General features: G+C 62.7%; 19 protein-coding genes. 4 read left to right on the forward strand and 15 right to left on the reverse strand.

The window, feature by feature from the left end; genetic code table 11:
• Nucleotides 1-5: 5 nt before the first annotated feature.
• Both OJ996_RS08560 and OJ996_RS08565 read right to left on the reverse strand, forming a co-directional pair.
• The gene (locus tag OJ996_RS08560; RefSeq protein WP_264513130.1) at nt 6-671 is read right to left on the reverse strand and encodes a MotA/TolQ/ExbB proton channel family protein; all 666 of its coding nucleotides are present in this window, start codon (nt 669-671) and stop codon (nt 6-8) included.
• Nucleotides 672-674: 3 nt separating this feature from the next.
• Nucleotides 675-1,436: an energy transducer TonB gene (locus OJ996_RS08565; protein WP_264513131.1), complete on the reverse strand. Its 762-nt coding sequence runs from the start codon at nt 1,434-1,436 to the stop codon at nt 675-677.
• A 296-nt stretch (nt 1,437-1,732) separates the two neighbouring features.
• On the opposite strand from OJ996_RS08565, the gene OJ996_RS08570 reads away from it, so the two are divergent.
• Nucleotides 1,733-2,425 carry a PEP-CTERM sorting domain-containing protein gene (locus tag OJ996_RS08570; RefSeq protein ID WP_264513132.1) on the forward strand — a complete coding sequence of 231 codons (693 nt, stop codon included), beginning with the start codon at nt 1,733-1,735 and terminating at the stop codon, nt 2,423-2,425.
• A 79-nt stretch (nt 2,426-2,504) separates the two neighbouring features.
• On the opposite strand, the gene OJ996_RS08575 is transcribed toward OJ996_RS08570, so the two are convergent.
• The 8 genes from OJ996_RS08575 to OJ996_RS08610 all read right to left on the reverse strand — a co-directional run bounded on the left by OJ996_RS08575 (nt 2,505) and on the right by OJ996_RS08610 (nt 10,234).
• Complete coding sequence (locus OJ996_RS08575; RefSeq protein ID WP_264513133.1) at nt 2,505-3,320, reverse strand: hypothetical protein; 816 nt, start codon at nt 3,318-3,320, stop codon at nt 2,505-2,507.
• 191 nt (nt 3,321-3,511) lie between these two features.
• Nucleotides 3,512-3,724, reverse strand: a complete 213-nt coding sequence (locus OJ996_RS08580) for a hypothetical protein (protein WP_264513134.1) — start codon at nt 3,722-3,724, stop codon at nt 3,512-3,514.
• Between the two features lie 27 nt (nt 3,725-3,751).
• Entirely contained in the window at nt 3,752-4,561 is an 810-nt protein-coding gene (locus OJ996_RS08585) for a hypothetical protein (protein ID WP_264513135.1), read from the reverse strand.
• Between the two features lie 148 nt (nt 4,562-4,709).
• Nucleotides 4,710-5,813 carry a 3-isopropylmalate dehydrogenase gene (leuB, locus tag OJ996_RS08590; RefSeq protein WP_264513136.1) on the reverse strand — a complete coding sequence of 368 codons (1,104 nt, stop codon included), beginning with the start codon at nt 5,811-5,813 and terminating at the stop codon, nt 4,710-4,712.
• A 74-nt stretch (nt 5,814-5,887) separates the two neighbouring features.
• Nucleotides 5,888-7,138 (reverse strand): peptidylprolyl isomerase, encoded by a 1,251-nt coding sequence (locus OJ996_RS08595; RefSeq protein WP_264513137.1) that lies wholly within the window; start codon nt 7,136-7,138, stop codon nt 5,888-5,890.
• 31 nt (nt 7,139-7,169) lie between these two features.
• On the reverse strand, nt 7,170-8,597 hold the full coding sequence (locus tag OJ996_RS08600; protein WP_264513138.1) for an AI-2E family transporter: 1,428 nt from the start codon (nt 8,595-8,597) through the stop codon (nt 7,170-7,172).
• An 85-nt stretch (nt 8,598-8,682) separates the two neighbouring features.
• Nucleotides 8,683-9,273: a hypothetical protein gene (locus tag OJ996_RS08605; protein ID WP_264513139.1), complete on the reverse strand. Its 591-nt coding sequence runs from the start codon at nt 9,271-9,273 to the stop codon at nt 8,683-8,685.
• A 40-nt stretch (nt 9,274-9,313) separates the two neighbouring features.
• The gene (locus tag OJ996_RS08610) at nt 9,314-10,234 is read right to left on the reverse strand and encodes a hypothetical protein (protein WP_264513140.1); all 921 of its coding nucleotides are present in this window, start codon (nt 10,232-10,234) and stop codon (nt 9,314-9,316) included.
• A 112-nt stretch (nt 10,235-10,346) separates the two neighbouring features.
• On the opposite strand from OJ996_RS08610, the gene OJ996_RS08615 reads away from it, so the two are divergent.
• Nucleotides 10,347-11,459 (forward strand): hypothetical protein, encoded by a 1,113-nt coding sequence (locus OJ996_RS08615; RefSeq protein ID WP_264513141.1) that lies wholly within the window; start codon nt 10,347-10,349, stop codon nt 11,457-11,459.
• A gap of 8 nt (nt 11,460-11,467) precedes the next feature.
• Here the strand turns inward: OJ996_RS08615 and OJ996_RS08620 are convergent, their stop codons facing one another.
• Nucleotides 11,468-14,179, reverse strand: a complete 2,712-nt coding sequence (locus tag OJ996_RS08620; RefSeq protein ID WP_264513142.1) for a CHAT domain-containing protein — start codon at nt 14,177-14,179, stop codon at nt 11,468-11,470.
• 415 nt (nt 14,180-14,594) lie between these two features.
• Nucleotides 14,595-16,013: a S8 family serine peptidase gene (locus OJ996_RS08625; protein WP_264513143.1), complete on the reverse strand. Its 1,419-nt coding sequence runs from the start codon at nt 16,011-16,013 to the stop codon at nt 14,595-14,597.
• A 253-nt stretch (nt 16,014-16,266) separates the two neighbouring features.
• Here OJ996_RS08625 and OJ996_RS08630 point away from each other — a divergent pair, with 253 nt between their 5' ends.
• Complete coding sequence (locus tag OJ996_RS08630) at nt 16,267-17,916, forward strand: ShlB/FhaC/HecB family hemolysin secretion/activation protein (RefSeq protein WP_264513144.1); 1,650 nt, start codon at nt 16,267-16,269, stop codon at nt 17,914-17,916.
• A 626-nt stretch (nt 17,917-18,542) separates the two neighbouring features.
• Here the strand turns inward: OJ996_RS08630 and OJ996_RS08635 are convergent.
• Genes OJ996_RS08635 through OJ996_RS08645 form a run of 3 tightly spaced genes read right to left on the reverse strand, consistent with a single transcriptional unit; the run spans nt 18,543 to nt 20,947 of the window.
• A complete protein-coding gene (locus tag OJ996_RS08635) occupies nt 18,543-19,367 on the reverse strand; it encodes an HNH endonuclease (RefSeq protein ID WP_264513145.1) in 825 nt (274 codons plus the stop codon).
• Nucleotides 19,368-19,420: 53 nt separating this feature from the next.
• Entirely contained in the window at nt 19,421-19,786 is a 366-nt protein-coding gene (locus OJ996_RS08640; RefSeq protein WP_264513146.1) for a VOC family protein, read from the reverse strand.
• A gap of 3 nt (nt 19,787-19,789) precedes the next feature.
• Nucleotides 19,790-20,947, reverse strand: coding sequence for an FG-GAP repeat domain-containing protein (locus tag OJ996_RS08645; RefSeq protein ID WP_264513147.1), 1,158 nt, complete (start codon nt 20,945-20,947; stop codon nt 19,790-19,792).
• A gap of 141 nt (nt 20,948-21,088) precedes the next feature.
• Between OJ996_RS08645 and OJ996_RS08650 the strand changes: the two genes are divergently transcribed.
• Nucleotides 21,089-23,983: a PVC-type heme-binding CxxCH protein gene (locus OJ996_RS08650; RefSeq protein WP_264513148.1), complete on the forward strand. Its 2,895-nt coding sequence runs from the start codon at nt 21,089-21,091 to the stop codon at nt 23,981-23,983.
• Nucleotide 23,984 lies beyond the last annotated feature (1 nt).

Here is a 23,984-nt window from a genome sequence, read left to right on the forward strand (position 1 = left end):
GTGTCTTAGCGCTTGGTGTGGCGGCTGGTGGCGAAGTCCTCGAGATCGTGACCGTGGGCCTTGGCGGACTGCACCAGCAGTTCGGCGTGGTTGATCCAGCGTTCGAAGGCACCGCGGAAAGCGGAGACGCGCTTGCGGAAATAGTTATAGGGCAGCAGGCAACCGATGGCGATGCCGAGGCCGGCGGCCGTGGCGATGAGCGCCTCGGCGATACCACCGGTAACCTTGGTCACGCCCAGCTCTTCATCGCCAAGGGTGGCGAAGGAGCCCATGAGACCGACGACGGTGCCGAGCAGGCCGAGCAGGGGAGCCAAGGTGATGATGGTGCCGAGGATCCACATGCGGGCCTCCGACTTCTCGATCCACTGGGTGGCGTGCAGGTGCATCGCGGCCAGCATGGAGGTGTGCGCGTGCGACATGCCCTCGTTCAGATTCGTCAGGAAGGGATCGCTACCCTGCGAGCCGATCTGCCAAGCGGCATCGAAGTTGCCGGTGCCGAGGGCTTCACGGGCTTGCTCCTGCGCATCCGGGCGCAGCGAGCGCTTGAGGGCGATCCACCAGACGGTGCGCTCGATGAGAACGGTAATGGCCAGGAACAAGGTGGCAGCAACGGGCCACATGACCCAGCCGCCCTCATGAAACAATTTGAGGACGATATTGGCGGACAGCATGAATCAATTGGTCAACTTGAAGGTGAAACTCTGGGTCTTCGTCGCGCGTGGACCGGGAGGAACCCTGAAGGTCCGGGCATTCGCCATGGCGGCTTCATTCAGGGCGGAATAAGGCGTGGCCCTGACGATGCGCGCATTCACCATGTGCCCCCCTTCGTCGAAGCTGAGCGAGATCAGGACGGTGCCTTCCTGTTTGGAGCGCCGGGCGGTTTCGGGGAAACGGAGCGGGCGTCTCTTCAGCTTCGCCCAGCGGTCACTGCCGACCTGGCTGTTGCCGGAACCGCGTGCAGTACCGGCACCTTCGCCTGTGCCGCTCCCGGCAGGACCGCTGCGGCGGGCGGTTGTTTGCTTGCGGGTCGCGGGCTTTGGTTGATCCGAAGTGGTCCGCTTGGCCACGGTCGGCTGGGGCTTCGGCTTGATCTCGCCATCTGCCTTCACCGGCAGCTCGGGGATATCGGGCAGAGGTTCGAGCTCGGCCACTTCGGGGATCTCCGGAAGCTCGGGAACCTCCGGGATTTCCTCCGGCTCCGGAAGTTCTTCTTGAGGGACATCTTCCTCGCTCACCGCAGCATCTTCCGGAGCAGCGGGAGGAGCGGAGCCCATCTCCTCGTCCAAGAACGCGAGCTCGATCTCGGCGGGCTTTGCCTCGTTCAGCTTCGGCAGGCGCTCGTGGACCTTGATCGCGACTGCCACCGTGCTGGCACCGGATACCGTGATCCAAGTGGCCAAGGTGCCAATGTTGACGGCGTAGAGGAGCGGGGACACGGCGGGAAAGTCGTTGTTGAGAATCAATCTCAGGTGGGCGGAGTGAATGACTGAAGGACCCGAGTGTCAAAAACGAAATTCTCTCCAAGAGTCTTAGTTGAGTTTTTACCGAGCCCATCACGGGTGCGGTGCCTAGCCGAAGCACTGTCGCGAGCGGGGAATGAGATGATTTTGTCAGACAGATTTTCCTGATATTCAGGGCTTTCTCTGACGGGGAAAGCAATTTTCTTGGCGGGAATGTCACCTGAAAATCGGATTGTGAGAGGACCCCCGGTCCGGAACCCAACCATCACACCATGAGACCCTCCAGCCTCGGCGCACTCCTCTGTGCTTCCCTCATCCTCCCGGCCTCCTCCGCCGTCGTTTTCTCCGACGATTTCAGCGAGGCCAACGGCACCGCAATCATCGGCAAGGCACCCGATGTCGGGAATGCCTGGACGGGCAATGCTCCCGGCATCACCGCGGGATCCTTCAATACCACCGGGGCCGGCCGCGAAGCCTATGCCACCTTCACCGGAGCCTTGGGTGCCGGTCAGGTTTTGACGCTTTCCTACGAGACCCTCTCGCTGCCGAACTTCTTCAGCGGCGGCTATGCCGGAGTGAGCCTCTACACTGCGGGCAGCGAGCGGCTCTTCACCGGTGATGCGGGCGGATCCGGAGGCAATGTGTTCTGGGCCGTGGATGGCAACGCTTTCGGTCTCAACCTGAGCAACGACAACACGGCAGCCACCTCGGTGGTCTTCACCTACATCTATAACACCGGTGACTGGACCCTGACCACGAACTCGGGAGTGAACCTTTCCGGCACCGCTACCGCGAACCTCGCCTTCGACCAACTGCGGGTCGCGAATGGTAGCGGCGGCGACATCAACGTCGATAACCTGGTGGTCGATATCAGCCCGGTTCCGGAGCCGACCGCGCCGCTCCTTCTTGGGCTCGGAGTCGCCGGGTTCGCTTTCCGCCGCGGGCGTTCGAGAAGCCGCGCTTAAGTCTTAAAACAGCACCGGCCACTGCTTGGAGAAGCGGTGGCCGGTGGTGAGTTTTGATCTGCCCTCGCCTTCGTGCTGCCTATCTCTTGATGCGCTCCGATTCGATCTTGCGGATCGTCTCAGAGCGGAGGGTTTCATCTTTGATGCGATCGAGATACGAATCGACCCGGCCGTCACCGGCGATTCCGGAACGATAAGCCAGCGCGGCCGATAGCCGGTCCACCGCGCTCCGGTTCCCGGGAGATTCGAGCAACCTTTCGACGTTTTCGGCTTCGGTCTCATACCACTGCTGGGAAACATAGTCATCGATTATCCCGTTCCCGGGATCCTTAAAGTCTTTGTATTGTGGGCTCAGGTAGGTCTCGATCATTGCCGTCACCCCTTCCGGTGTGTTGGGAGAACGGAGCTTCTCCATCACCCGAAGCGCGCCTCCGAGGATCGAACTCTTCAAATCGGGGGAATCGATCGCGTCGAGCTTGTCGAATTCATTGCCATAGGCGACCCAGCGCGACAGCACCGGCAGGGACAGGCCGCCGGATATTTCTTGGTCGGAGAGCCCTTGGAGTATCGCCAGGAATTCCTGGCCCTTGCGATGGGCGTGAATGTTCATGGCCGCCGACGAGCAGATCTCATCGTATAAGCGCCCGTTCATCCCCCCGGGGGCATACTTGAAGTGGGCGAGGATATCCGTCTCGTGGTCTTTCAACCAGTGGAACTCCCCGACCGGATCCTTCCCCGGTGTCAGCGCCTCCACCAGGCGTTTCTCAATCGAATACCTCCCGATCGGGTCTGTCGTCCCTTCCAAGATGTCCGCGATCTCCTTGAAAGCAACCGATGGATCTCCGGACTCCTCGATCTCGCGCTTGAGACCGTGGATCTTTTTCTCAAGGTCCAAGGCCTCCTGCCGAAGCGAGCTTGTTCGGCTCGCGAGGTCCCGGGATTTGGCAGGCGGCGAATCGCCCCGGAACGCAGATTTGTCCGGCCTGCCAGCTTCTTCCTGCTCGTCGGAGCATTGTATGGTGAGAAGAGAGAAGAGCAGAAGTGCCGCAATGCGGCCCGGCCGACACCTGTGATGAGGAGAAGCACTCACTCCCCGATTCCGATTCTGGATGATGCTTCACGACGGATCGCTTCGCTCTCGATCTGATTCAGATAGGCTTCCCCCTTCTGATCGCCGAATTGGTGTGAACGCGCGGCCAAGGTGGCGAGGAATCGATCGCGGCTTGGTCCGGGCTCCGAGTTGGAGAGTAGCGCTTCAATCTTGCCCAGGTTCGAGGCGTACCAGTCTTCCGTGATCATACCCTCGATGACCTTGTTGCCGGGGTCTTAGAATCGGGCGTAGTCCTCACTCAGATACTTGCCGAGCCTGAAGTTTTCCAAAGGGTTCACTTGCGACAGCGCCGATTCGAACATCGCCTGCTTCAGGTGATCCGGAACCTCGCACCCGGAGATCTTCGAGGTGCCGTTCTGCATCGCACACATCGAGAAGATGTCTAGCATCAGCCTGTTGTTGAGGATCTCGGCCTCGGGCAGTTTCAGGCAGAGATCCAGGAGGTCGTCTCCCTGTCCTGCCATCCTCATCTTCATGAGGAAGCTTCCGGCAGCGTTTTTCAATACGGTGTAGCCGTTTTCAGTGGAAAGCGTGCCATCGTGCCCGCTTGCGAGATCCTTGAAGTTGTCAACTAGGTATCCTTGATAACGGCGCATCCACTCGAGCCCCTGAGCCGCCGAGTCGAACCTGAACATCTCGTTGAAGATGTCGCCGACAAGGACAGAGCGTTCGATAGGCCTCCCTTCGGAGGCGATCATATCGGCCACTTCCTTGAAGACCACGTCGGGATCGTCCGCCGATTCGATATCCTGGCGAATCCTTTGGATTCGTTCCTGCCGGTTCTTGAGCTTTCCGAGGTCGATGTGAGCGAGTCCCCGTGCTGCGGCCGGGCGATGATCCTTCTTGGCGATTTCCGATTTCTCTTCAGACCGAGTTGCACCGCCAGGGGCCGGAGGCGCGGTAGGCTTATCAGATCGGGTGGACCAATAGAAGAGGGCTGCAATCGCGATGAGCCCGATGGCGACACCTGCCGCCCGGCGCTTCCGCGCCGTAGTAGCGGGGCCACGGCTCTCCTGATGGTGCATAGGGAAGAGTTCTTAACGGGTGTCCTTCATGTTGATATGGGGGAGGAGTGCATCCGTCAAGCTGACCGGGGAGTTATGCCTTGGGGGCGGCATGAAAAAGCCCCACGGGCCCGAAGGCCGGTGGGGCTGGAAGTTCCTGAGAACGGATTCAGAGTCGCGCGAGGACGGCATCGCCCATGCCGGTGGTGCCGACTTTGGTTTCACCGGCAGCGCCGGTGGCGATGTCGCCGGTGCGGAAGCCGTCGTCGATGGCCTTGGCCACGGCGGCCTCGATGGCGGCGGCAGCTTCGTTCTCGCCGAGCGAGAAGCGCAGCAGCATCGCGGCGGACAGGATCTGCGCGATCGGGTTTGCGATGCCCTTGCCGGCGATGTCCGGAGCGGAGCCGCCGGAAGGCTCATACATGCCGAAGTAGAGGCCGCCATCCTTCTGCTTGCCGAGCGATGCGGAGGGCAGCATGCCGAGCGAGCCGGAGATCATGGCCATCTCGTCGGAGAGGATATCGCCGAAGAGGTTCTCGGTAACGAGCACGTCGAAAGAGTCGGGGCGGCGGACGAGCTGCATGGCGGCATTGTCCACGTAGAGGTGGCTGAGCTCGACTTCCGGGAAGTCCTTCGCGACTTCCACGGCGGTCTCGCGCCAGAGCACGGAGGTGGCGAGCACGTTCGCCTTGTCCACGGAGACGAGGCGCTTGCCGCGGCCCATGGCGGCGGTGAAGGCGACGCGCAGGATGCGGTCGATCTCGCTCTTGCGGTAGATCATGGTGTCGAAGGCGACGGGCTCGCCATCGCGCTCCTCGCGGCCCTTCGGCTGCCCGAAGTAGACACCGCCGGTGAGCTCGCGCACGCAGAGCACGTCGAAGCCGTTCGGGATGAGCTCGTTCTTCACCGGCGAGGCGTGCGTCAGCGAAGGCAGGCAGACGCCCGGGCGCAGGTTCGCGAAGAGGCCGAAGTGCTTGCGCAGGGGCAGCAGGGCGCCGCGCTCCGGCTGGATGTCCGGCGGCAGGCTTTCCCACTTCGGTCCGCCCACGGAGCCGAAGAGGATGCCATCGCTCTGCTCGCAGGAAGCGATGGTTTCAGGCGGGAGCGGGTGGCCGGTGGCATCGATCGCGGCACCGCCGACGAGGCGCTCCTCGCGGGTGGTGGTGAAGCCGAACTTCGCCTCCACGGCGTCGAGGACGCGGAGGGCTTCGGTCATGACTTCCGGGCCGATCCCGTCGCCGGAGAGGACTGCAATGCGGTAGCTGCGAGACATGGGACGGCGACGCTAGGAGGCGATTTGCGGGCCGCCAAGGGCGGATTGCGGCAAAGCTGCCGGAGGAGGATTACTTAAGGGAGGATGCTGAAAGCCCAATTCACGGCAGGCCCGAGGGCATGGTAATTGGCCTGGCCCTCGGCCCAGCCGCCGCCCGGATGGTGAAAGCACAGGTTCAGGCCCAGAGTGGTCCATGCCCCTGGTCCGGCGGCGGGACTCAGTTGGGTCGTGAAGCTGGCAAGCGGGAAGAAGTAGGCACCACTCGACTGGCTGGCGATGGAGCCGGTGTCGCTAGTGCCATCCGTGGATTGGAAGTTGGAGAGCGTGCCGCTGCCTCCATCGCTGTGGGTCCAGGTGCCACCGCCACTGCCGTTCGGTATCAATGTCAGAGCGTTGCCATTACGATCGCTGATCCGGAGCTGCTTCCCGACGAGAACATTTGCCGTCGGGTTGTAGATGGCCGAGTAGTCGACCTGAGCCACGCTCACGAAGAAGCGCGGCGAGTTGTTATGCGGAACCGGGTAAGTGAATCCGGGGGCTCCATCGCGGCTCCTGACGTGGCGGAAGTAAGTCCAAGTGGAAAGGCTCTGGGAGGAATAGATCAGGTAGTCGGTCTGGAATTGGCGATCGAAGGTAAGCGTGAAGTTCGCTGCGGTGGGAGCGCGCGTGCCGATGACGCGGGCTTGCTCGATCACCGGGAGTTTCAGCGAGGGATCGTTGAGGTTGAAGCTCGCCAAGTCCGGCCCGGAGATCGCGACCGAGTTGATGGTGATGGGCGTGTTCGGTCTTTCGTTGGTGGTGGGGAAAAGCGCCGGGTTGGTGAAGTTGTCGATGATGTCGCGGCCAGAGATTACTTCTCCGAAGATCGAGTGCTTGTCATCAAGGCCCGGAGTGGCGGCGAGCGTGATGAAGAACTGCGAGCCGCCGGTATGGGGCTGCGAGGTCTTCGCCATCGAGAGGAGGTAGCGGCCCGAGTGGCGCAGGGCGGGGTGATACTCGTCCAGGATTACGTAGCCCGGCCCGTCATTCCCCAGTCCGTTCGGCGAGCCGCCTTGGATCACGAAGTCGTGGTCGAGGCGGTGGAAGGTCAGACCGTCATAGTAGGGGCGGGTCGTCTGGATCCGGCCGTTGACGACATTGATCCAAGGCCGCTGGCCGGTGGCGAGTCCGATGAAGTTCGCGCAGGTGCGCGGGGCCTTGTCGTAATCGAGCCGGGCGCGGAAGGTGCCGAGCGGTGCTCCGCCATGAGAGACGGTGAAGTCGGCATAGATCTGGCCATGCGCGGCCGAGACGAGTGCAAGCAGCAGGAAGAGCGTGCGGATCACGCGCGGGATCCTTCACGGATCCCGGCTTGCCTCAAGTTTCGGACTCGGAGGGCTCCCACTCCTCGTAGCCGTCGTCGCGCTGGTCCGTCTCTTCCTTGATCTTGCGCTCCCAAATGTAGCGGCGGAAGAGCACCTTGACCGCGGCGGTGAGGGGGACGGCAAGCAGGGCACCAACGAAGCCGCCGAGGATGAGCGACCAGAAGAGCATCGAGAAGATGACGGTCATCGGGTGCAGGCCGACGGAATCACCCACGATCTTCGGCGCGGTGACGAGGGAGTTGATCTGCTGGACGATCACGAAAATCGCCACCACGGTGCCGACGTAGGTCCATGGATTTGCTCCCAGCCAGCCTTGGTTCTCCGGCACGCTGAAGTGGAACCAGGCGAGCACGCAGGCCGGGATGAGCGTGATGATATTCCCGATGTACGGTATGATGCCGAGGATCGCCATGAGGATGCCGATCAGCAATCCGAGGGGCAGGCCGAAGATGGTGAGGGCGATTCCGACGAGCATGCCATCGATGAAGGCGACCAGCACCTGCCCGCGGAAGAAGGAGATGAGGTAGCGGTTGATCTCGGTCAGGGTCTCGACGAGCTCGGTCTTGAAGCGGGAGGCTTTCAGCGGCACGTAGTCGTGCCAGTGCTCCTTGATCGCAGCGCTCTCGTTCAGGATGTAGTAGAGGTAGATCGGCACCATGAGGAAGCCGAGGGCGAGACCGAGGAAGCCGAGTACCTTGCCGGCACCGCCTTTGATCCAGCCGAAGATCTCGTCGAGGTAGGTTTTCGCCTGCACCCAGAGTTCCGTTTCTTCAAGCAAGATGGGAGGCTCCACACTGCGCTTCTCCCGGAAGGCGGCGTCTAGTTCCGCACCGATGTCGGCCTTCGGCGGATTGACGATTTCCACGCCAAGCTGCTGTTCGGTCTTGGCGGACGCCTCTTGCCAAGGAGCCTTCGGCGGAGCGAGCAGGGGATCAATGAAGGGCTTGGACCACTCGCTCTTGTTGCGGGTGTCGATGAGGATATCGACGATCAGTTCGTCGATCGGCTTCTTGGCCGCGGCGGGATTCTCGGCGATCGCCTGTTGCTCGGCAGGGGTTTGTGCCTGCGCGGTGGCGGCCATGGCCTCGCGCTGCTCTTGGAATTCATGGATCTGCCCGCCGACCAGCGGGATCATGATGGCGACCAGACCGGCGACGAGGAGGGTGAAGGTGGCGAATACCGAAACCACCGACCAGCGGCGCGAGAAGCCGCGCTTCTGGAACAGGCGCACGACCGGGTCCAGCAGGTAGGCGGTGATGGCGGCCACGGCCAGCGGTACCAGGACCGGCTGAAGGAATCCGAAGATCTTTCCGATCAGCCAGATGAGGCCGACAAGGAGCGCGCCGAGCACCAGAATGGAGACGCCGGTAGCGGCATTCCACAGGGTGCGGAGCTGGAATCGGGTGGGGTAACGCGCCATCGCCGGAAGGCTCTAGCAGAATTACGACCGCGGCGGCATGGGAAAATCGCCGCCGGGTTGGAACTGCCGGATTTGCCGGGCCGGTTTAGAGGCGGGAGACCGCATCGGCCACGGCGGCAGCCGCCTTGTCGGCTTCGCCCGGGATGCGGACAGAGTGGACCTGGGTGCCGTCGGCTTGGATGGCGAAGATCTTGCCGCCGTTGAAGTCGATCACGACCTTGGCACCGCTCACGTCTTGCACGGCGGTGAAATCGGTGGCGCTGCGGAAGGCGGAGGCCTCGAAGTTTCCGGAATTCTCGACCGCGGATTGCACCGCGCGGTTGGTACCGACGAAGACGATGCTCACTTCACCGCTGGAGTAGACGGCGGAACCGGCACCGCGGAAGCTTTCCTGCGGGGCAGGGCCGGAGATCATGGGAGCGGCGACGCCCAGCACGACCACCGCGGCGGCGGCGATGCCGAAGGCCGGGGTAGCGAAGAAGGCGCGGACCTTCTCGATCAGGGAAGATTTCTCGACGACCGGGGTCACGACCACGGTCTTGGGCGCGAAGCGAGCCATCAGCTCGTCGGCAAGTCCGGTGGGCATGGCGGGAGCCTTCTCCAGCGCGTAGGCCGGAAGGCTGCGCTGCAGGAGGTCTCGGGTGGAGTGGAGGTGTTCCGGGAGTTCCAAGTGCATGGCTTCAGTGGCTCCAATCGCAATCGCGATTATCCGATTTTCAAAAAACTAAGTTTTCCCTGATTTTCTCCAAGGCTCCTTCCACCAGCTCGCTGATTGCACGGCGGCGGGTGGAATCGGAGGCTCCGGGCTTGATACCCAGCTTGGCGCAGACCTTGTCGTTACGGACCAGATCCTGGACCGTGGCGCTCTGGGAGACGTAGAGCGCGTAGACAAGCTGCCACTCAACCGGGCTCAGGGCCTCTTGGCATTCCTTGTAGATCCTCTCGAAGGTGACGGCCGTGGCGCTTTCGTCCTCAAACTGGCGGGGGCGCTCTGAGTCGCCGGTCAGCACGTCGAAGCTGTCGCCGGTATTCGGTTGGTTCTTCTGGGCACCGCGGCGGCGGTACCAATCGATGGCGCGGAACTGCACGATCTGCGAGTGCAGGGGGATGATCTCCTCAAAGACCGTCGGCTCCTGGATCACGGCCTTGCGCTGGTCATCGCGTTCCCGCACCAACTCGGCGATGGTCTCGATGAAAACGTCTTCCGCGTCGTGGCCCTTGATGCCCTTGCGGCTGAGCGTGGCCAGCGCGAGGGGGCGCAGGATATCCGGCAGGCGGTTCCACTCGGAGTCCTGATAGCCGCGATCCGGGTGGACCCGTTGCAGGCGGTCGAGATCGAGGTTCTGCGGATAGCGGCGATCGGCGGGATCGTGGTGGAGCTGGGGATTGGCGATCTTGCGGCGCTCACCCGCGACGATATCGCGGGTGGCTTCCGTGGTTTCTTCGATCACCCGGGCGGCGAACTCGGCTTCGCCGGGGAGGCGCTCGAAATCCATGGTGATGTTTCGCATCACGCGTTCGGCGATCTCGGCAGCGCGATCCTCCGGTAGGAGTACGCCTTCCACGGGCCTGCGGGCGCGGTGCCAGCAGGCTTCCCAGCACTTTTCCAAATGCTTCTGGGGAGAGGCGGGGGACATTGGGGACAGCGGAATTTATAAAAAACCAAAAAAGAATGCTTTGCAAGCCTCTAAGCGATCCTTATTTTCAAAAACAACGAGCGGTCGCCACGTCCCACCGAACCCGCACGAAATGAAAACCAGCCTCTTCCCCCTTGCCGGGTTGATTCCGGCATTCTTTGTCGCGCCCCTTACCCTCCACGCTGAACTCCCAGGCATCCCGGCGATATCCACGCCGGGCACGGCCACGTGGACCACTCAGGTGACGGAGTCCGGTACCCGGCTGATCTTCAGCTTCACGGGTAGCAGCATCCTCGACTGGTCCTCCGGCTTCAATCTGAGCGAGGGCAGCGAGATCGTGTTCAACTTCGTGAACAGCACCGACACGGTGGTGAACATGCTTGGCGGTAGCGGCATGAACACGATCGGCGGGAATGTGACCTCGAACGGGAACATCGCCTTTTTCTCTCCCAACGCCGACCTCCAGATCAGCGGCAATATCACGGGGAACTCGGTGACCGTGGCCACGCTGGATGTGGACACCACGTCTTTCCTCAGCGGTGGGAGTTACACCCTCAGCGGGAATCCCGGCGGATTCAACGGGCTGGAGGTTACCGGCAACATCCGCGCGACGGGTGGCGATGTGATGCTCGCCGGTCGACGGATCGACCTCTCGCGCGATGCGAACATCAATGCCTCCGGTGCGATCCGCTTGGGCGCGGGGACGGAGATCGACGTCAATCCCTCCGCCGTGGGCCGGAAGCTGAAGGTGAAGGGCGAGGAGGGCTTCGTGCTCAATCTGGGGCAGACCCGGGCGAGCCGGATCGAGATCGCTGCTGGCAACGAGATCATTAACAAGGGCCGGCTCGATACCGGCAACGGCCGGATCTTTCTGGAAGTCGGCAACAACGGCAAGGTCATGAAGGACCGCGGGATCATGGTCGGCACCGTCTCCATCAACGGCAAGGTCGCTCCCGGCGCCTCGCTCAAGCCGAACGAAGGCGATTCCGCCTCGGCCTTGAATCCTTCCACCCTCAAGATCCCCGCGGTAAAGCGTCCCGATGGTTCCGCTGTCCTGGCCTCCCGCACGGTCGCGAGCAGTACGCCGGTTTCCGCCAGCGCGGATGGCGGGCGCGATCGCAAGGGTGGTGTGTCTCAGGTGGCGAGCCGCGACAAGAAGCAGCCGATGCTGCAGCGCGCGTCCTTCTTCGGTATGCGTGGCGGTAGCACCACGGTGAAGAAATAAGGAGCCGATCAAGCGGCCTGATGAAAGGCCGCTGCCTTTTTGCGCGAGCCTGCACGCCAGCGGGCTGCGATAAAGATGAGCAGCGGCACGGCGATTAAAAGCCTGAGCCAAGGGAAGCTCTTGTTGCTCACGACAATCTCATCGCCGGTTTCAAGGGGAGTATTCTGGCTGAGCACGAAGGGGCCGTAGCGGAGCACGGCGGCCTCGAACTCGCCGTCATTGCCAGCCTTGGTGAGGAACTCGCGTTGGCATTGCCACAGGGACTGCGCCGGACGATCCGAGCTGAGGGCGAGGCGATAGAAGCGCTCCATGAACTCCGGTGTGGAGCGATCCGAGACCGGCCAGAGGGCCACCGCGATCTCGCGTGCACCGGCGAGGGCGAAGCCGCGTCGCAGTCCTAACAGGCCTTCGCCGGATACCGCGGTGCCGGCACCGGACTCGCATGAAGAGAGCGTGACCAAGCGCGTGCCTTGCAGCGGGAGATTGGCCACCTCGCCGGGGAAGAGCAGGTCGTCCTCGCTTGAGATCAGCGGGCTGTCCGCGCCACGGAGTGCGGCGCGATGCAGCAGGAGGCCGCCGGAATAGAGCAGATCGGCATTCTCGTCGAAATCGACGGCGGCGCCCGAGTCGATATGTCCCGGCAGGAAGAAGGCATGGCAGCCGAGATGCAGGACGCCGGGAGCGGAAGAGAGATGGGCAAGCGCCTGCTCGTTCGCCGCGCCGTCTTGCAGGAAGACCGAGCCGCGGGGCGCGATCTTCTTGAGCCGCTTGGTCTCCTCCGCGGTGCCGGGCATGGAATCGAGATGTGAGAGCACCTCTAGCAGGCGGTCCTCGCCGGGATCGGCTGCACCCTTGGGAAACTCGGAAACCCCGAGGACGGTCCAAGGCTTGGAGCTCAACTTGACCTGGGAAGGGGTGCCGAGAAGGTCGCGGGCGCTGGTCAGGGTGACAATCTGGCGGTGCCGGGTGCAGAGCGGCTGCATGGCCTCATCCAGAAGAGCGGGGAGCGGTAGGAAGTGAAGTGCCCCATCCGGCGAGAAGGCGATGTGTTCCGTGCCTGCCGGGAGTTCATGGGCGAGAGGTTCCCAGAAGCCCGCATGCAGGGAGCGCAGGACACTGCGCAGCGTGAGCGTGGGAGGGGCGGAGCTTTTGCCGGCCAACTCGCCGGCACGCCAGGAGAGACGCTTGCGGAAGGCCTCCAGCCAGCGATCAAGATCGGTGGCGCTGCCGAGAGGAACCCACTTCGGCGGGCCTTCAGGCAGGATGATCACGGCACCGTAGCGGATCTCCGGCTCGGGCCCGACGGTGGTGTAGCGGCAGGCATCGATCAACGCCGTGCCCGGCTTGAGCGCGGTTTGGATCGCTTTCCAATCCGGCCGTGTTCCGCCTGAGCCTCCCTTCTCCGAGAGCATGGCGTCCAGCAGGCGGGCCTTGGTGGCGGCAAGTACGTCAGCGATACGGATACCATCCCCGGTGGCGCAGGGCAGGGAGACGAGATCCATGAGCTGGAGGAAATTCAGGCGTTCCTGTTCGCTGCCGGAGACGATCAGTTCGTCCAGTAGATCGAGCCCGCTCTTGGTGGCACGGTCGATCTCGGCCGCGGCTTGCGGGGAGTTCTGGAGCAGGGCGTTCCGTGCCAGATTGCGGGCAGTTTCCGCCACGCGGAGGTGGAGCGGTGGCAGGTATTTCTCCTGCAGGCGCGCGGCGCGGTGCAGGCTTTCGTCCGCGGCTTGGAGCTCGCCCGCCGCTTGTTGGGCGCAGCCGAGATTGTTCAGCGGAAGGATGAGGGAGGGGTGATCCGTGCCGACGGACTTCTCCAGCAGATCGAGCGCTTCGGCAAAGGCGGCACGGGCTTCGGCGGCATTGCCGAGTGAGAGGTCGAGCGCGCCGAGATTGTTGAGGTAAGGAAAGGCGCGGAAGGCGGCGGAGGGATCGCTGTAGAGTTCGCGGGCTTGATCGGCGGCCCGGTCCATGTCCTGCCGAGCCTCGCTGGTCTTGCCGAGGCGGAGCTGGGCGAGAGCGAGCTGGCTTTCCAAGCTGAGGCGTAGCTCCGGATCGTCGAAATGGAGGGCGAGGGCCTCGCTGCAAGCGGCGGCGGCGCGGGAATGGCTGCCCAAGGTGTGGAGGTAACGAGCGCGGTAGCCGAGGCGGCGCGCACGCAGTAGCGGTTCGTTCGCGGAGGTTGCTGCGAGAGAGGCCTCGAAGAGTGTCCCGGCTTCCGCGTAGTGACCTTGGGCGAGAAGGTTGAGGGCGAGGTGATCGCGGCCCAGCGAGAGTCCGGGCTCGCGTTCGGAAACTGGCAGACCCTCGCGCAGGGTGATGACTTGGCGGAGCCCGGCTTCAGCCTCTACGACCTTGCCCGAATCCTGACGGGTTAGGGCCAAGGCTTCGATCGCATCCGCCCGTTCCCCCGAAGGCGCGTTCTCCAGCAGCTTGGTGGCGAGCTCAAGATGGGGAAGCGCTTCATCAGCCTTGCCGGCTTCACGCTCGACAATTCCGAGGGCCTGCAAGGTGCGGCCGTATTCCAAGGAGTTCTCTTCCGTCTGCTCCTTCGTCCATGTCGCCTCCCAGTCCTTCGCCACGGACTCAAGTTCGTTCTCGGCCGCGGCGAGATCGTGGTGAGAAAGAGAGCTTTCCACATCCCCGGCTAGTGCCGCCGATGTGGCGAGCAGCGAACATGCGCCGAGCAGGGGATGGAGGCGGCGGGGAAGGGGCGACATGCCGGGGCGGGCAAGGATGAGCCCGATTCCGCGTGGTATCATTCCTGAAGGGCTCCGGATGATCAAGTACCGTCAGTTTCCCGGGGAAAGCGAAGAACCCGCTGAATTCGCTCGGGGGGAAGACGAAAGCAGCGGGTTTCCCTTGCGGGGTTTTTCGGGGGGATTCGCTGTAGGCTCGGTTCGGGGGGGGGCGGCCTCGCTTACGGAATCACAATGTCCGATTTTGCTCCGCTTCGCTATCACGCAATCGCGGAGCGTAGTTTCACGAAGGGTCTGTGAATAACCCTGTTAGGGGTCTGCGCTCGGGCGCTTTCGCCAATGCAAAGAGAGCGCGAGAAAGGGGACAAGTCCGGTACGCACAAAGCGCGCGATCCCGAGGGAAGGCGCGCTTCGTGGAGAAAAGTTCTACCAAGGGCTACTCCGCGGCAGGAGGAGGCTCGATGACCTGCACTCGCAGGAAGCCCTTCTGATTCAAGAGCGGGGCGGTGAAGCTCAGTGGGATACGGCCATCTGCCGCGGTGCCGATCGAGAGCGTTCCGGCGGCATCCTGCCAGAGATTCAGGTCGGGCGAAAACTGCACCTTCCATTTCGATCCGTTGGCCAGATTGTAAATGTCCGCCGGATTGAATTGATCCTGCGCAACCTCAAAGGAAACGGCGATCTCTCCTGCGGACTGGGCGAGGCTGAGCGAGGCCGGGCGATCGTTCTGATCCGCCGGGTTCGAGGCGAAGAAGACTTCGAGGATATCCGCGGAGCCGTCGAAGTCGGAATCGGGCTCAGGACTGGGCTCGACCTGAACCAAAGTCGCGATCTCGCTCGGAAATTGGGCCTGACCTGTGGCGGGAGGCGGATAGAAATCGGCGGCTGCGGGGTAGGATGTGCCCACGATTCTGGACTCCACCTCGGCCGGCGTGAGTGCGGGATTCTTCGAGAGCTCGATGATGGCCGCGGCGGTGGTCAGAGCGGCAGAGGGACTGGTGCCCGACATCGTGTCATAGCCTCCCGAGAGCGGGGTGTCGTAGTCGATGGTGCGGACATTCTCGCCGGGCGCATAGAGGTCCACCGGGTAGCCCCAGTTCGAGGTCGAGTATTTGGTGTTGGTGGTGCTGCTGGCACCGGCACAGATCACACCGGCACTGGAGCCGTAGACGGCGGGGATGTAACCTTCGGCCACATCCTTGTTCAGGTTGCCGGCGGAGACCACCACGGTGAGTCCGGCGGCCACGGCTGCGTCGATCGAACTTTTCAGCGTGTAGCTGCTCTCCGGGGTCTGCGTCCCGCTGGCGATGCAGATGACGCCCGGGATGCGCGGCGTGGTGGAAAGGTGCCGCGAGCGCGCGTTCAGCACGGCGGAAGCGATGTTCCCCGGATCGGTGTCGGAGTTGGCCTCGGTGGTGCCTTCGTAAACGTCGTAGAGGACGGCTTGGATCGGCGTTCCCTGTGCCGCGCCCGTCTCGGGGCCTGCGATCACCGAGAGCATCTTGGTGCCATGAGTGAAGGCCTTGGCCTTGCCGGCTCCCACGCGGACATTCGCGATGATGCTGAGCTTGGGATTGCGCTTGAACCAGGTTGCCCAGCCGTTGGTTTGCTTGACCCCGGTATCGATCAGGTAGAGCCGGACCGGATTCGTGGTCTCCTGATAGGAGTAGGACGTGCGGGCGAGATCGCCGCCGTCATTGAGGCGTCCGAGGGCCCAGCCGGCATCCTGAATATCGCCGTTCGGCACCATCCGCGCGGGTCCCTCCGCGTGCGCGTGCGCACACAGAAAGATAAAGGGCGCGCAGAGCAGCGCCCGGAAAAACCCGGTCACAGGACTAGACGAAGTTTCGCTCACGTTTTGGGAAGGTTGGCGGAGGGAGCTGGGGATGCATATCTAACTTCCTAACCATTTGTCCAGCTTTTATAATGAACTGCATATATGCTTTGAAGTCCGAAAATCCTTATAATTCCAAGGTCTTGGAAGCTGTATTTGTAAAAAATACAGCGAGGTTGATGATTCATTTTAAAAAGATTTAGCTATCTGTTTGGCTTTGCCTTGATAGCAAGGAATTGCTTATTATCACGCCGAAGCACTTGTTGTTTTTGGCATGCGGTTCCTCCTCGCCATTGCCCTGCTCACGACAACCCGGGGGGAATCGCTTCCCGGAGTAGGACCGCGTGTGCCGGAAGCGGCCCCGGTCGAATCCCTGCCGCCGGTGCGTGCCGCATCCGATGCAGGCGAAGGTGGAGAGCTGCTCGCTTCGCGGCTGACCGCGATTCAATTGCTCTCTCCGCAAGGTGGGGCGTTGAAGGAAGCGGGCCCGGGTCTCTCGGCATCGGAGGATCTTCTGCTGCCTTCGCCCCGGACTCTGGCTGCCCGTTTGGGGAAATGGCTGGATCGTCCGTTACGCGCGGATGCTTTGGCTGCGCTGGCGGACGAGATCCTGATCCACTACGATGGCGAGGGCCTTCCGGTCGTGGGAGTGGATGCCCTGCAGCAGGATCTCTCGAAGGGGGTACTGCAACTGCGGGTGGAAATCGGACGTTACGGTGAGGTCGGCGTGTCTAAGCCCAAGTATGGCGATCCCGAGAAAATTCAAAAAGGTCTGCACCTCCGGCCGGGTGAGCTGGTGCGGCGTGGCGAGATCGACGAGCAGACGGCGTGGTACGGGCGCACCAGTTTCCGGAAGCCCCGGCTCTTCGTTTCCCCCGGTTTGGAGCCCGCCACCGCGGATCTCCTGATCGACTTTGAAGAGACGAAGCCTTGGCTGGTGACGACCGGCTACGAAAACAGCGGGCCGGATATCCTAGGGCGCGACCGCTTCCTGCTGGGAGTGGTCGGCTGGACGCCCGGCGAGCATCTGCTGGCCTGGCAGAGCGTCGTGGGCATGCCGGCCTCCTCCTTGCTGGCGAACTCCCTGCGCTGGGAAATTCCGTTTCATGCGAGCCACCAGCGCCTGCAACTTGATGCGGCTTATGCGGAGGTGCTCTCGCGCTATGCGACCTCCGGTATTCCAGTGGAGAGCGAAGGCTCCTCGTGGTCGTTCGGGGCCCTGCACAAGATTCCGCTGCCCTCCTGGGGTGGTTGGCGGCAGAGCTTCGGAGTCGGCTTGGAAGCGAAGGGGACCGACCAATTCCTACTTTTCGGCGGTGGATCCTTTTCTCCGGGCGAGGTAGTGCTGGTCCACGGGAAGCTCAGCCACGAGATGGTCCGGGCTTGGGAGAGCGGGGGGGCTTCCTTCGAGAGTTCGCTTTACGCGGCGCCAGGCAGCTTGGGAGGGAAGAACGAGGATCCAGCCTTCGAGGCCTACGATCCGGCGGCAGACTCCAGCTACGTCTTCGGTCGCTTTTCCGGAGAAGGGTGGTGGACGCCCGGCGCGGACTGGCAGCTCCGCCTGAGGGGTGGGGCGCAGCTTGCGGATTCACGGCTTCTGCCTGCGGAGCAATTCGCGGCGGGGGGCTACCAGACGGTGCGCGGCACGGCGGAGCGCGAGTTCTCCGCGGACTGTGGATGGAATCTCTCCTTGGAGCTGCTCTCGCCACTGATTTCGCCGGTAAAGGGGTGTCACTTCCGGATGCTGGGTTTCTTCGATCATGCGGCGTTGGATCAGCGGGGTGGGCCGCAGTCCTCGCTTTCCGGAACCGGGCTGGGTGTCCGGATGCGTTTGGTGGACCACATCGATCTGCGCTTGGACCACGGCTGGCGCTTGGATGAGGCGGAGAATCGCACGCATTTCGGCGTGAATGTGAGCTTCTGACAGATTTTTTGAGGTCCGGAAATCTTTGATTTCCAAAGCTTCTGTTCGTCCTGATGAAATTGTTTTAGAGAATTCTCAGATTTTTTGGAAATCCGCGGAGCTGGATTGCGATTGGTTCAGTAATGACGAGCTACTCCCCCAGCTTCCAGCACAAGACCGCCGCTCCGGGGGGGGCGATCCGGTCCATGGGAGCCAAAGGAGAAGCAAGTCGTGGAAGCGCGGCGCAAGGTGACGGGGGTCGCCAAGTGGCCGCTACCTTCCAGCACGCGGAACTCCGGATGGGGGGAACGGCTGGCAGGAACGGGAATCCAATCAATCGTGCGAGCCGGGGGGCTTTGCATGCTGGATCCCGCCTCCTGTGCCGTCTGTCCGGCTACCGCCCCCCAGGGAACGGCGCACCACCGGATGCTCAGCCGGTGGCGCCGCCAACCCTGACATTTTCCAGCCATCGGTATCATGGGCTCATCGAGCGGGATCGGGGGATCCCGTTGCGCCACTAACACCGGACCGGGGTGGTCTTTGCCCCGGCTCAAAAAAGTCGGAATCGCCAATCCGGGGGGATTAAAGCGGTTCCGGCTTTTTGCTTTTGCAGGAGAGGGAGTCCTCGGGGCGGCTGGGGAAACCGCTCAGCCGCGGTTGCCGGGGATCAGAGATTCCAGCGGGCGAGACCCGCCACCGAGATGGACCATCGCGTGGCAATTGGCACAGACCACTGCGAGGTCATCCAGATGTGTGAGGGTGCCGTCACCTGCTTCTGACCGTGGCTTGCGATGGTGGACCTGTGCGAAGCCGGCTCCTAGTTCTCCGTAAACTTCCTCAAAATCGAAAGCGCAACCGGGAGTCTCGCAGCGGAGGCGTCCATCCGGAGCAAGGGTCTTGGCATGTTCGAGCTTGGCTTTCCTGAGGGCTGTCTCACGAGAGCGGTGGCGCACCAAGCTCTCCTTTGGGATTCCTTCGAATGCTTGAAGGAGTCCGGTTTTCGCTCCCAAGCGGACCCCGTGCTTTCTCATGTAATCCGACCAGAGTTCTTCCAAGTCGGAAGCAGCAGGGTGGGAGATGCTCACTCCGGAAGACTGGGAATTCATCGGTAGACCGGAAAGGATGTCATCCGCATGGGGACGCACATCGAAGGGAGGATCCGATGCGGGATCCAAGACGGCATCGGGGACGAATTGCACATAGAGCGCCCGCTTGCCCTTGGCGGCCAGCTCTTCGTTCCAATGAGGCCGCTCGAAAGGGGATCGGGTGACCCATCCTGAAGCCACGATGCCCTTGGGTTCCACCGCTTGGCGAAGAAAGAATATTCTCGAGCCAAGAGGGATCGCGCGCGTCCGACCACAACTCCACCTGATGCGACCGGGAACTTGGCCGCGATCGATGATGCCGAAGAGATCGGCCAAGTCGGGCGAACTGAATTCCTTCGGGTTCCAGGTAAGAAGGTAGGCTGGCATTTTTTTGGGGGGAAGCATCGCAGGAGATCCCGCGGCCAGGCGGGAAATGGAACTCAGTCGCGGAAACAGATCTCGAAGCGATTCCCGCAGGGGTCTTCAAAGAAAACGGCGTAGTAGCTTTCTTCGTAGTCCATCGGGCCCTCGATGTTACGGGCTCCCGCGTTGCGAGCGATGGCAGAGATGCGATCCACTTCCTCTTGGCTGGCCGCTTGAAAAGCGACCCGGTTCTCGTTGGCGAGATGGGAAGGCGATTCGGTGATACCGAAGAATTGGGAGCCATCCATGGACTCGAATTGAAGCCAGCCCTCGACGTCCTGTTCGCGGATGAAGCCGAGCGCGGGGAGGAGGATCCGGTAGAAGCTCTCCGCCGCCGCGAGATCGGGGACGCGCAAGTCGATGTGATCGTAGAGGCGGGGCATGATTCAGGGGCGCTCGTTCCAGTAGACGATCAGATTCTTGGTCGCACGGCCGGCGGCGATGATGTCCGGCTTCCCGTCGCCATTGAGGTCGGCCACCTTGAAGTCCTCGCAGGCCATGGTGTTGTCATCGACAGTGGCGTGAAGCTTCCACATGCTGCCATCCTCCACAGTGGGAATATAGAGGCGGATGCCGACCTTCTGGTTCTTATCCGCCTTCCTCCAGCCCGCGATGATCTGGTCGTAGCCGAGCCCGAGGAAATCGGCAGTGGCGAGGGCGTGGCCTTCCGCAAGGCCATCATCTAACAGGACGCGCTTGGCCGACCAGAGTCCGTCCGCGGCTTCGGGGTTCACGGCCACCTCGTTGCCGTGGAAGGGCTCAATGGTGGCGATCATGCGCTTGCCATCCGGCAGCTTGCCAAGGCGAACTTCCCCGCTGCCCTTTTCCGTCATGCGGGTGGGGTTCCAGCCGTCGCCGGCCTTCCGGAGCAGGTGCACTCCTTCCTTGCAGGCGACGAGCATCGACTCGCCCGGAGTGCCGGGCCAGGTGACGGGATCGAAGTTGTGGGCGAGGTGAAACTGGTCGCTGATCACGAAGGTGGGCCACTGCTTGCCTGCTTCCTTTTGCGGCTGGTAGCCGAGGAAGCGGATGCCATCGCCCTCGGTGTTCACGTTGTTGCAGCCGTGCAGGGGCAGGACGGCGAGGAAGAAGCTCTCCGCCGCTTCCTTCACCCAGTACATGCGGTGGACCGTGGGCTCGCGGTGCTGCTCCTGCGCGGTCCACTCCCCGGTCCTGTCCCCGGGTGCGGTGAGGGTGAAAACGGCGCCGCTATTCTTGGTGTCCCCGGGATTCCATTCCGCGCCGATGGCGACCTCCGCTTTCTTGTCGTGATCGATATCGCAGGCGGCGACGCAAACGTGATCAAGCTTGGTGAGAGCGCCGGTCATGCGGTGCTTGCTCCACTCCGGGTTCTTGTACCACAAGGTCTCCTTGGCATCGACGAGCACGATGTCCTGCTTGCCGTCGCCATCGATGTCCGCGATCGAGAGTCCGTAGCCGATGCCCAGCTTGGCATCGAGGGTTTGGGCGCGAAACTTGGCAGGCGGGGCCTCTGGCAGGGCGTGCAGCGGGGCGGCGAGGAGCAGGTAGAGGAAGCGGCGCATGGCGGGGATGGATACGTGGAGGTGGAGCTGAAACTTGGAGGAGGAATGACGAATGTCGAATTTCCGAATTCGGAATGAAGTGTGTCGGGGAGGAGTTCGTCATGCACGGAAGCATGCGGTCGATCCTGGCGTAAGATTGCCATGCGCTTTCGCCTGCTAGTTTGCCTGTCGCTCCCGGTGCTCGCATCCGCCCAGGAAGATCCGGATCGTCCGGTGGCGCGGACGGCAGCCTTGGTGGCAGAGGAGACGGTGGCGCGAATGAAGTTGCCTGCGGGCTTCCGGGTGGAAGTCATCGCGCACGAGCCGGAGGTGGTGCAGCCCATCGCGTATACCATCGATGACCGCGGGCGCCTGTGGGTGCTGGAGTGCACGAACTATCCGGAATCCCCGGGTGTGGCGAAGGACAAGGTGCTGGTCTTCGAGGATGCGGATGGCGACGGGAAGTTTGAGAAGCGTAGCGTCTTCTGGGACAGGGCGACCTTTAGCAGCGGGATTGCCGTGGGCTTCGGCGGGGTGTGGATCGGTTCGCCGCCGAACCTGCTTTTCATTCCGGATCGGGATGGAGATGCGGTGCCGGATGGCGAGCCGGAGATCGTGCTTGATGGCTGGGGCGCAGAGGACACCCACGAGACGCTGAACAATTTCACCTGGGGGCCGGATGGCTGGCTGTATGGAACGCAGGGAGTATTCACCGAATCGCGGGTGGGCAAGCCGGGCGCGGCGGAGGCGGAGCGGGTGCCGGTCAACGCGGGGGTGTGGCGATATCACCCGCAGCGCAAAGTCTTCGAGCGCTGGTGCGAGGGCGTGAGCAACCAGTGGGGCATGGACTGGAATGATCAGGGGGAGGCCTTCTTCGCCGCCTGCGTGGTGCCGCACATGTGGCACGCGGTGGAGGGCGCGCACTACACGCGGCAAGCGGGGTCGCACTTCAACCCCCACGTCTATGGAGACATCCGCACCATCGCCTGGGGCCGCTATGAGAAGGCCGGCTACTGCGGCGCGATGGTTTACCTCGGGGATGCCTTTCCAGCGGAGTGGCGGAACAACTTCTTCTTCCACGACGTGCACATGAACCGGCTGCGCTGCGAGACCTTCTCCCGGAAGGGATCGGGCTACCGGAGCTCGCGGAAGACGGATTTCATCCACAGCCCTGATGCTTGGTTCCGCGGGCTGTCCCCGCAGTATGGACCGGATGGCGGGGTCTTCATCAGCGACTGGTATGACAAGGTGCCCTGCCACCAGCAGCGGGCCTTCACCGATCGCTCGAACGGGCGGCTCTACAAGATCGTGAACGATGCGGTGAAGCCGAAGGCGGTGGATCTCGGCAAAGCGAGCGACATGGAGCTGGTGGAGATGCAGCTCCATCGGAACGATTGGTATGTGCGACATGCGCGGCGGCTGCTTCAGGAGCGCGGGGCGAAGCCGGGGACGGTGGCGGCGCTGGAGAAGATCTTGTTCGAGCATCCCGATGATACCCGGCAACTGCGGGCACTGTGGGCGCTGCATGGCATGGGTGCCTTGAGCGAGGCTGCGACGCTGCGGGCGATGTCGGCGTCGTCCGAGTGGGTGCGCGGCTGGGCGGTAACCTGTGCCTGCGAGCAAGGTTCACCGGACGAAGCGATCCAAGTGCGGATGCGAAAGATGGCGGATGAGGATGAATCGCCCAGTGTGCGGCTGCGGATCGCTTCCGGGCTTCAGAAGCTGCCGCTGGTGCGGCGCTGGCCGATCCTTGCGGCACTCGTGGGTCATGAGGGTGATGATGAAGATCACAACCTGCCGCTTATGAATTGGTATGCAGCCGAGCCCGCGGTGGCGGCGGATCCGGTGCGTGGCGTCGAGCTGATTGCGGCGACACGGCAGGGAGCCCTGCTGGAGTTTGTGCCGCGACGGATCGTGGCGGTGGCGCTGGAAGATTCCGCCAAGGCTTCCGAGGCGATGAACGGGCTGGCCCGTCTTCTGGCAGATGCGGACAGCGCGGTGAGAGGGGATATCTTGAGCGGCATGCTGGAGGGCGCGAAGGGGCAGAAGCGTTTGCCCGAGCCCGCTGCATGGCCGGAGGCCTATAAGAAAATTTCCAGCGATAGCGACGAGAAGGTGCGCACGCAGGCTCGCGAACTGGCGCTCCTGTTTGGTAGCTCCGCTGCGCTGGAGCAGTTGCGCGCGGTTCTATTCAACGATAAGGCGGTGCCCGAGGCCCGGCGCGAAGCCTTGGCGGCGCTGATCGTTCAGGGCGATACCACCCTGCTGGAACCCTTGCTGAAGCTGGCGGGGGAGGCGGGTCCGCTGCGTGTCGATGCCCTGCGCGCGCTAGCGAACTATGATGAGCCCCGTGTTTCGGGAATACTGATCGCGGTTTACCCGAAGTTGTCGCCTGCCGAGCAAACTGCTGCGCTGACCACTCTTGCGGCTAGACCTGCGGGAATCTCCGCGATGCTGGCGGCCATCGATGCCAACGCGATTCCGAAGAAGGATCTCACCCCGCAGCTTGCCCGCCTGATCCAAGGCGCGAAGAAGCCCGAGTTCGATCAGTGGCTGGCCGCGAATTTCGGAACGCTGCAGCCGACCAATGCCGAGCGGCAGACGGAGATCACGCGCTACGGAAAGTTCCTCGGCGAGGAGGCGATCCTGCATGCCGATGTGAAGAACGGCCGCGAGATCTTCGTGCGAACCTGCGCGGCCTGCCATACGATGTTCGGAGCGGGCGGGAAGATCGGGCCGGAGCTGCCCGGGAGCTTCAAGGACGTCGGCTATCTTCTGCAAAACATCCTCGATCCGGATGCCGTGATCGGACGCGATTACCAGCAGACCTTCATCACCACGAAGGACGGCAAAATAGTGGCAGGCGTGGTGGCCGCGGAGGATGGTGCCAGTGTCACTCTCAGAACCCTTGCCGAGTCGGTCACGGTCCCGAAGACGGAGATCACGAAGCGGGAACTGAGCCCGCAATCCATGATGCCCGCGGGCCTTCTTTCGGGATTGGAAGAGCCCGAGGTGCGGGATCTATTTCTATACCTGAGGCAATCGAAAAATCCTTAAG

The organism is Luteolibacter rhizosphaerae (genome assembly GCF_025950095.1).
GTDB classification, from domain to species: domain Bacteria; phylum Verrucomicrobiota; class Verrucomicrobiia; order Verrucomicrobiales; family Akkermansiaceae; genus Haloferula; species Haloferula rhizosphaerae.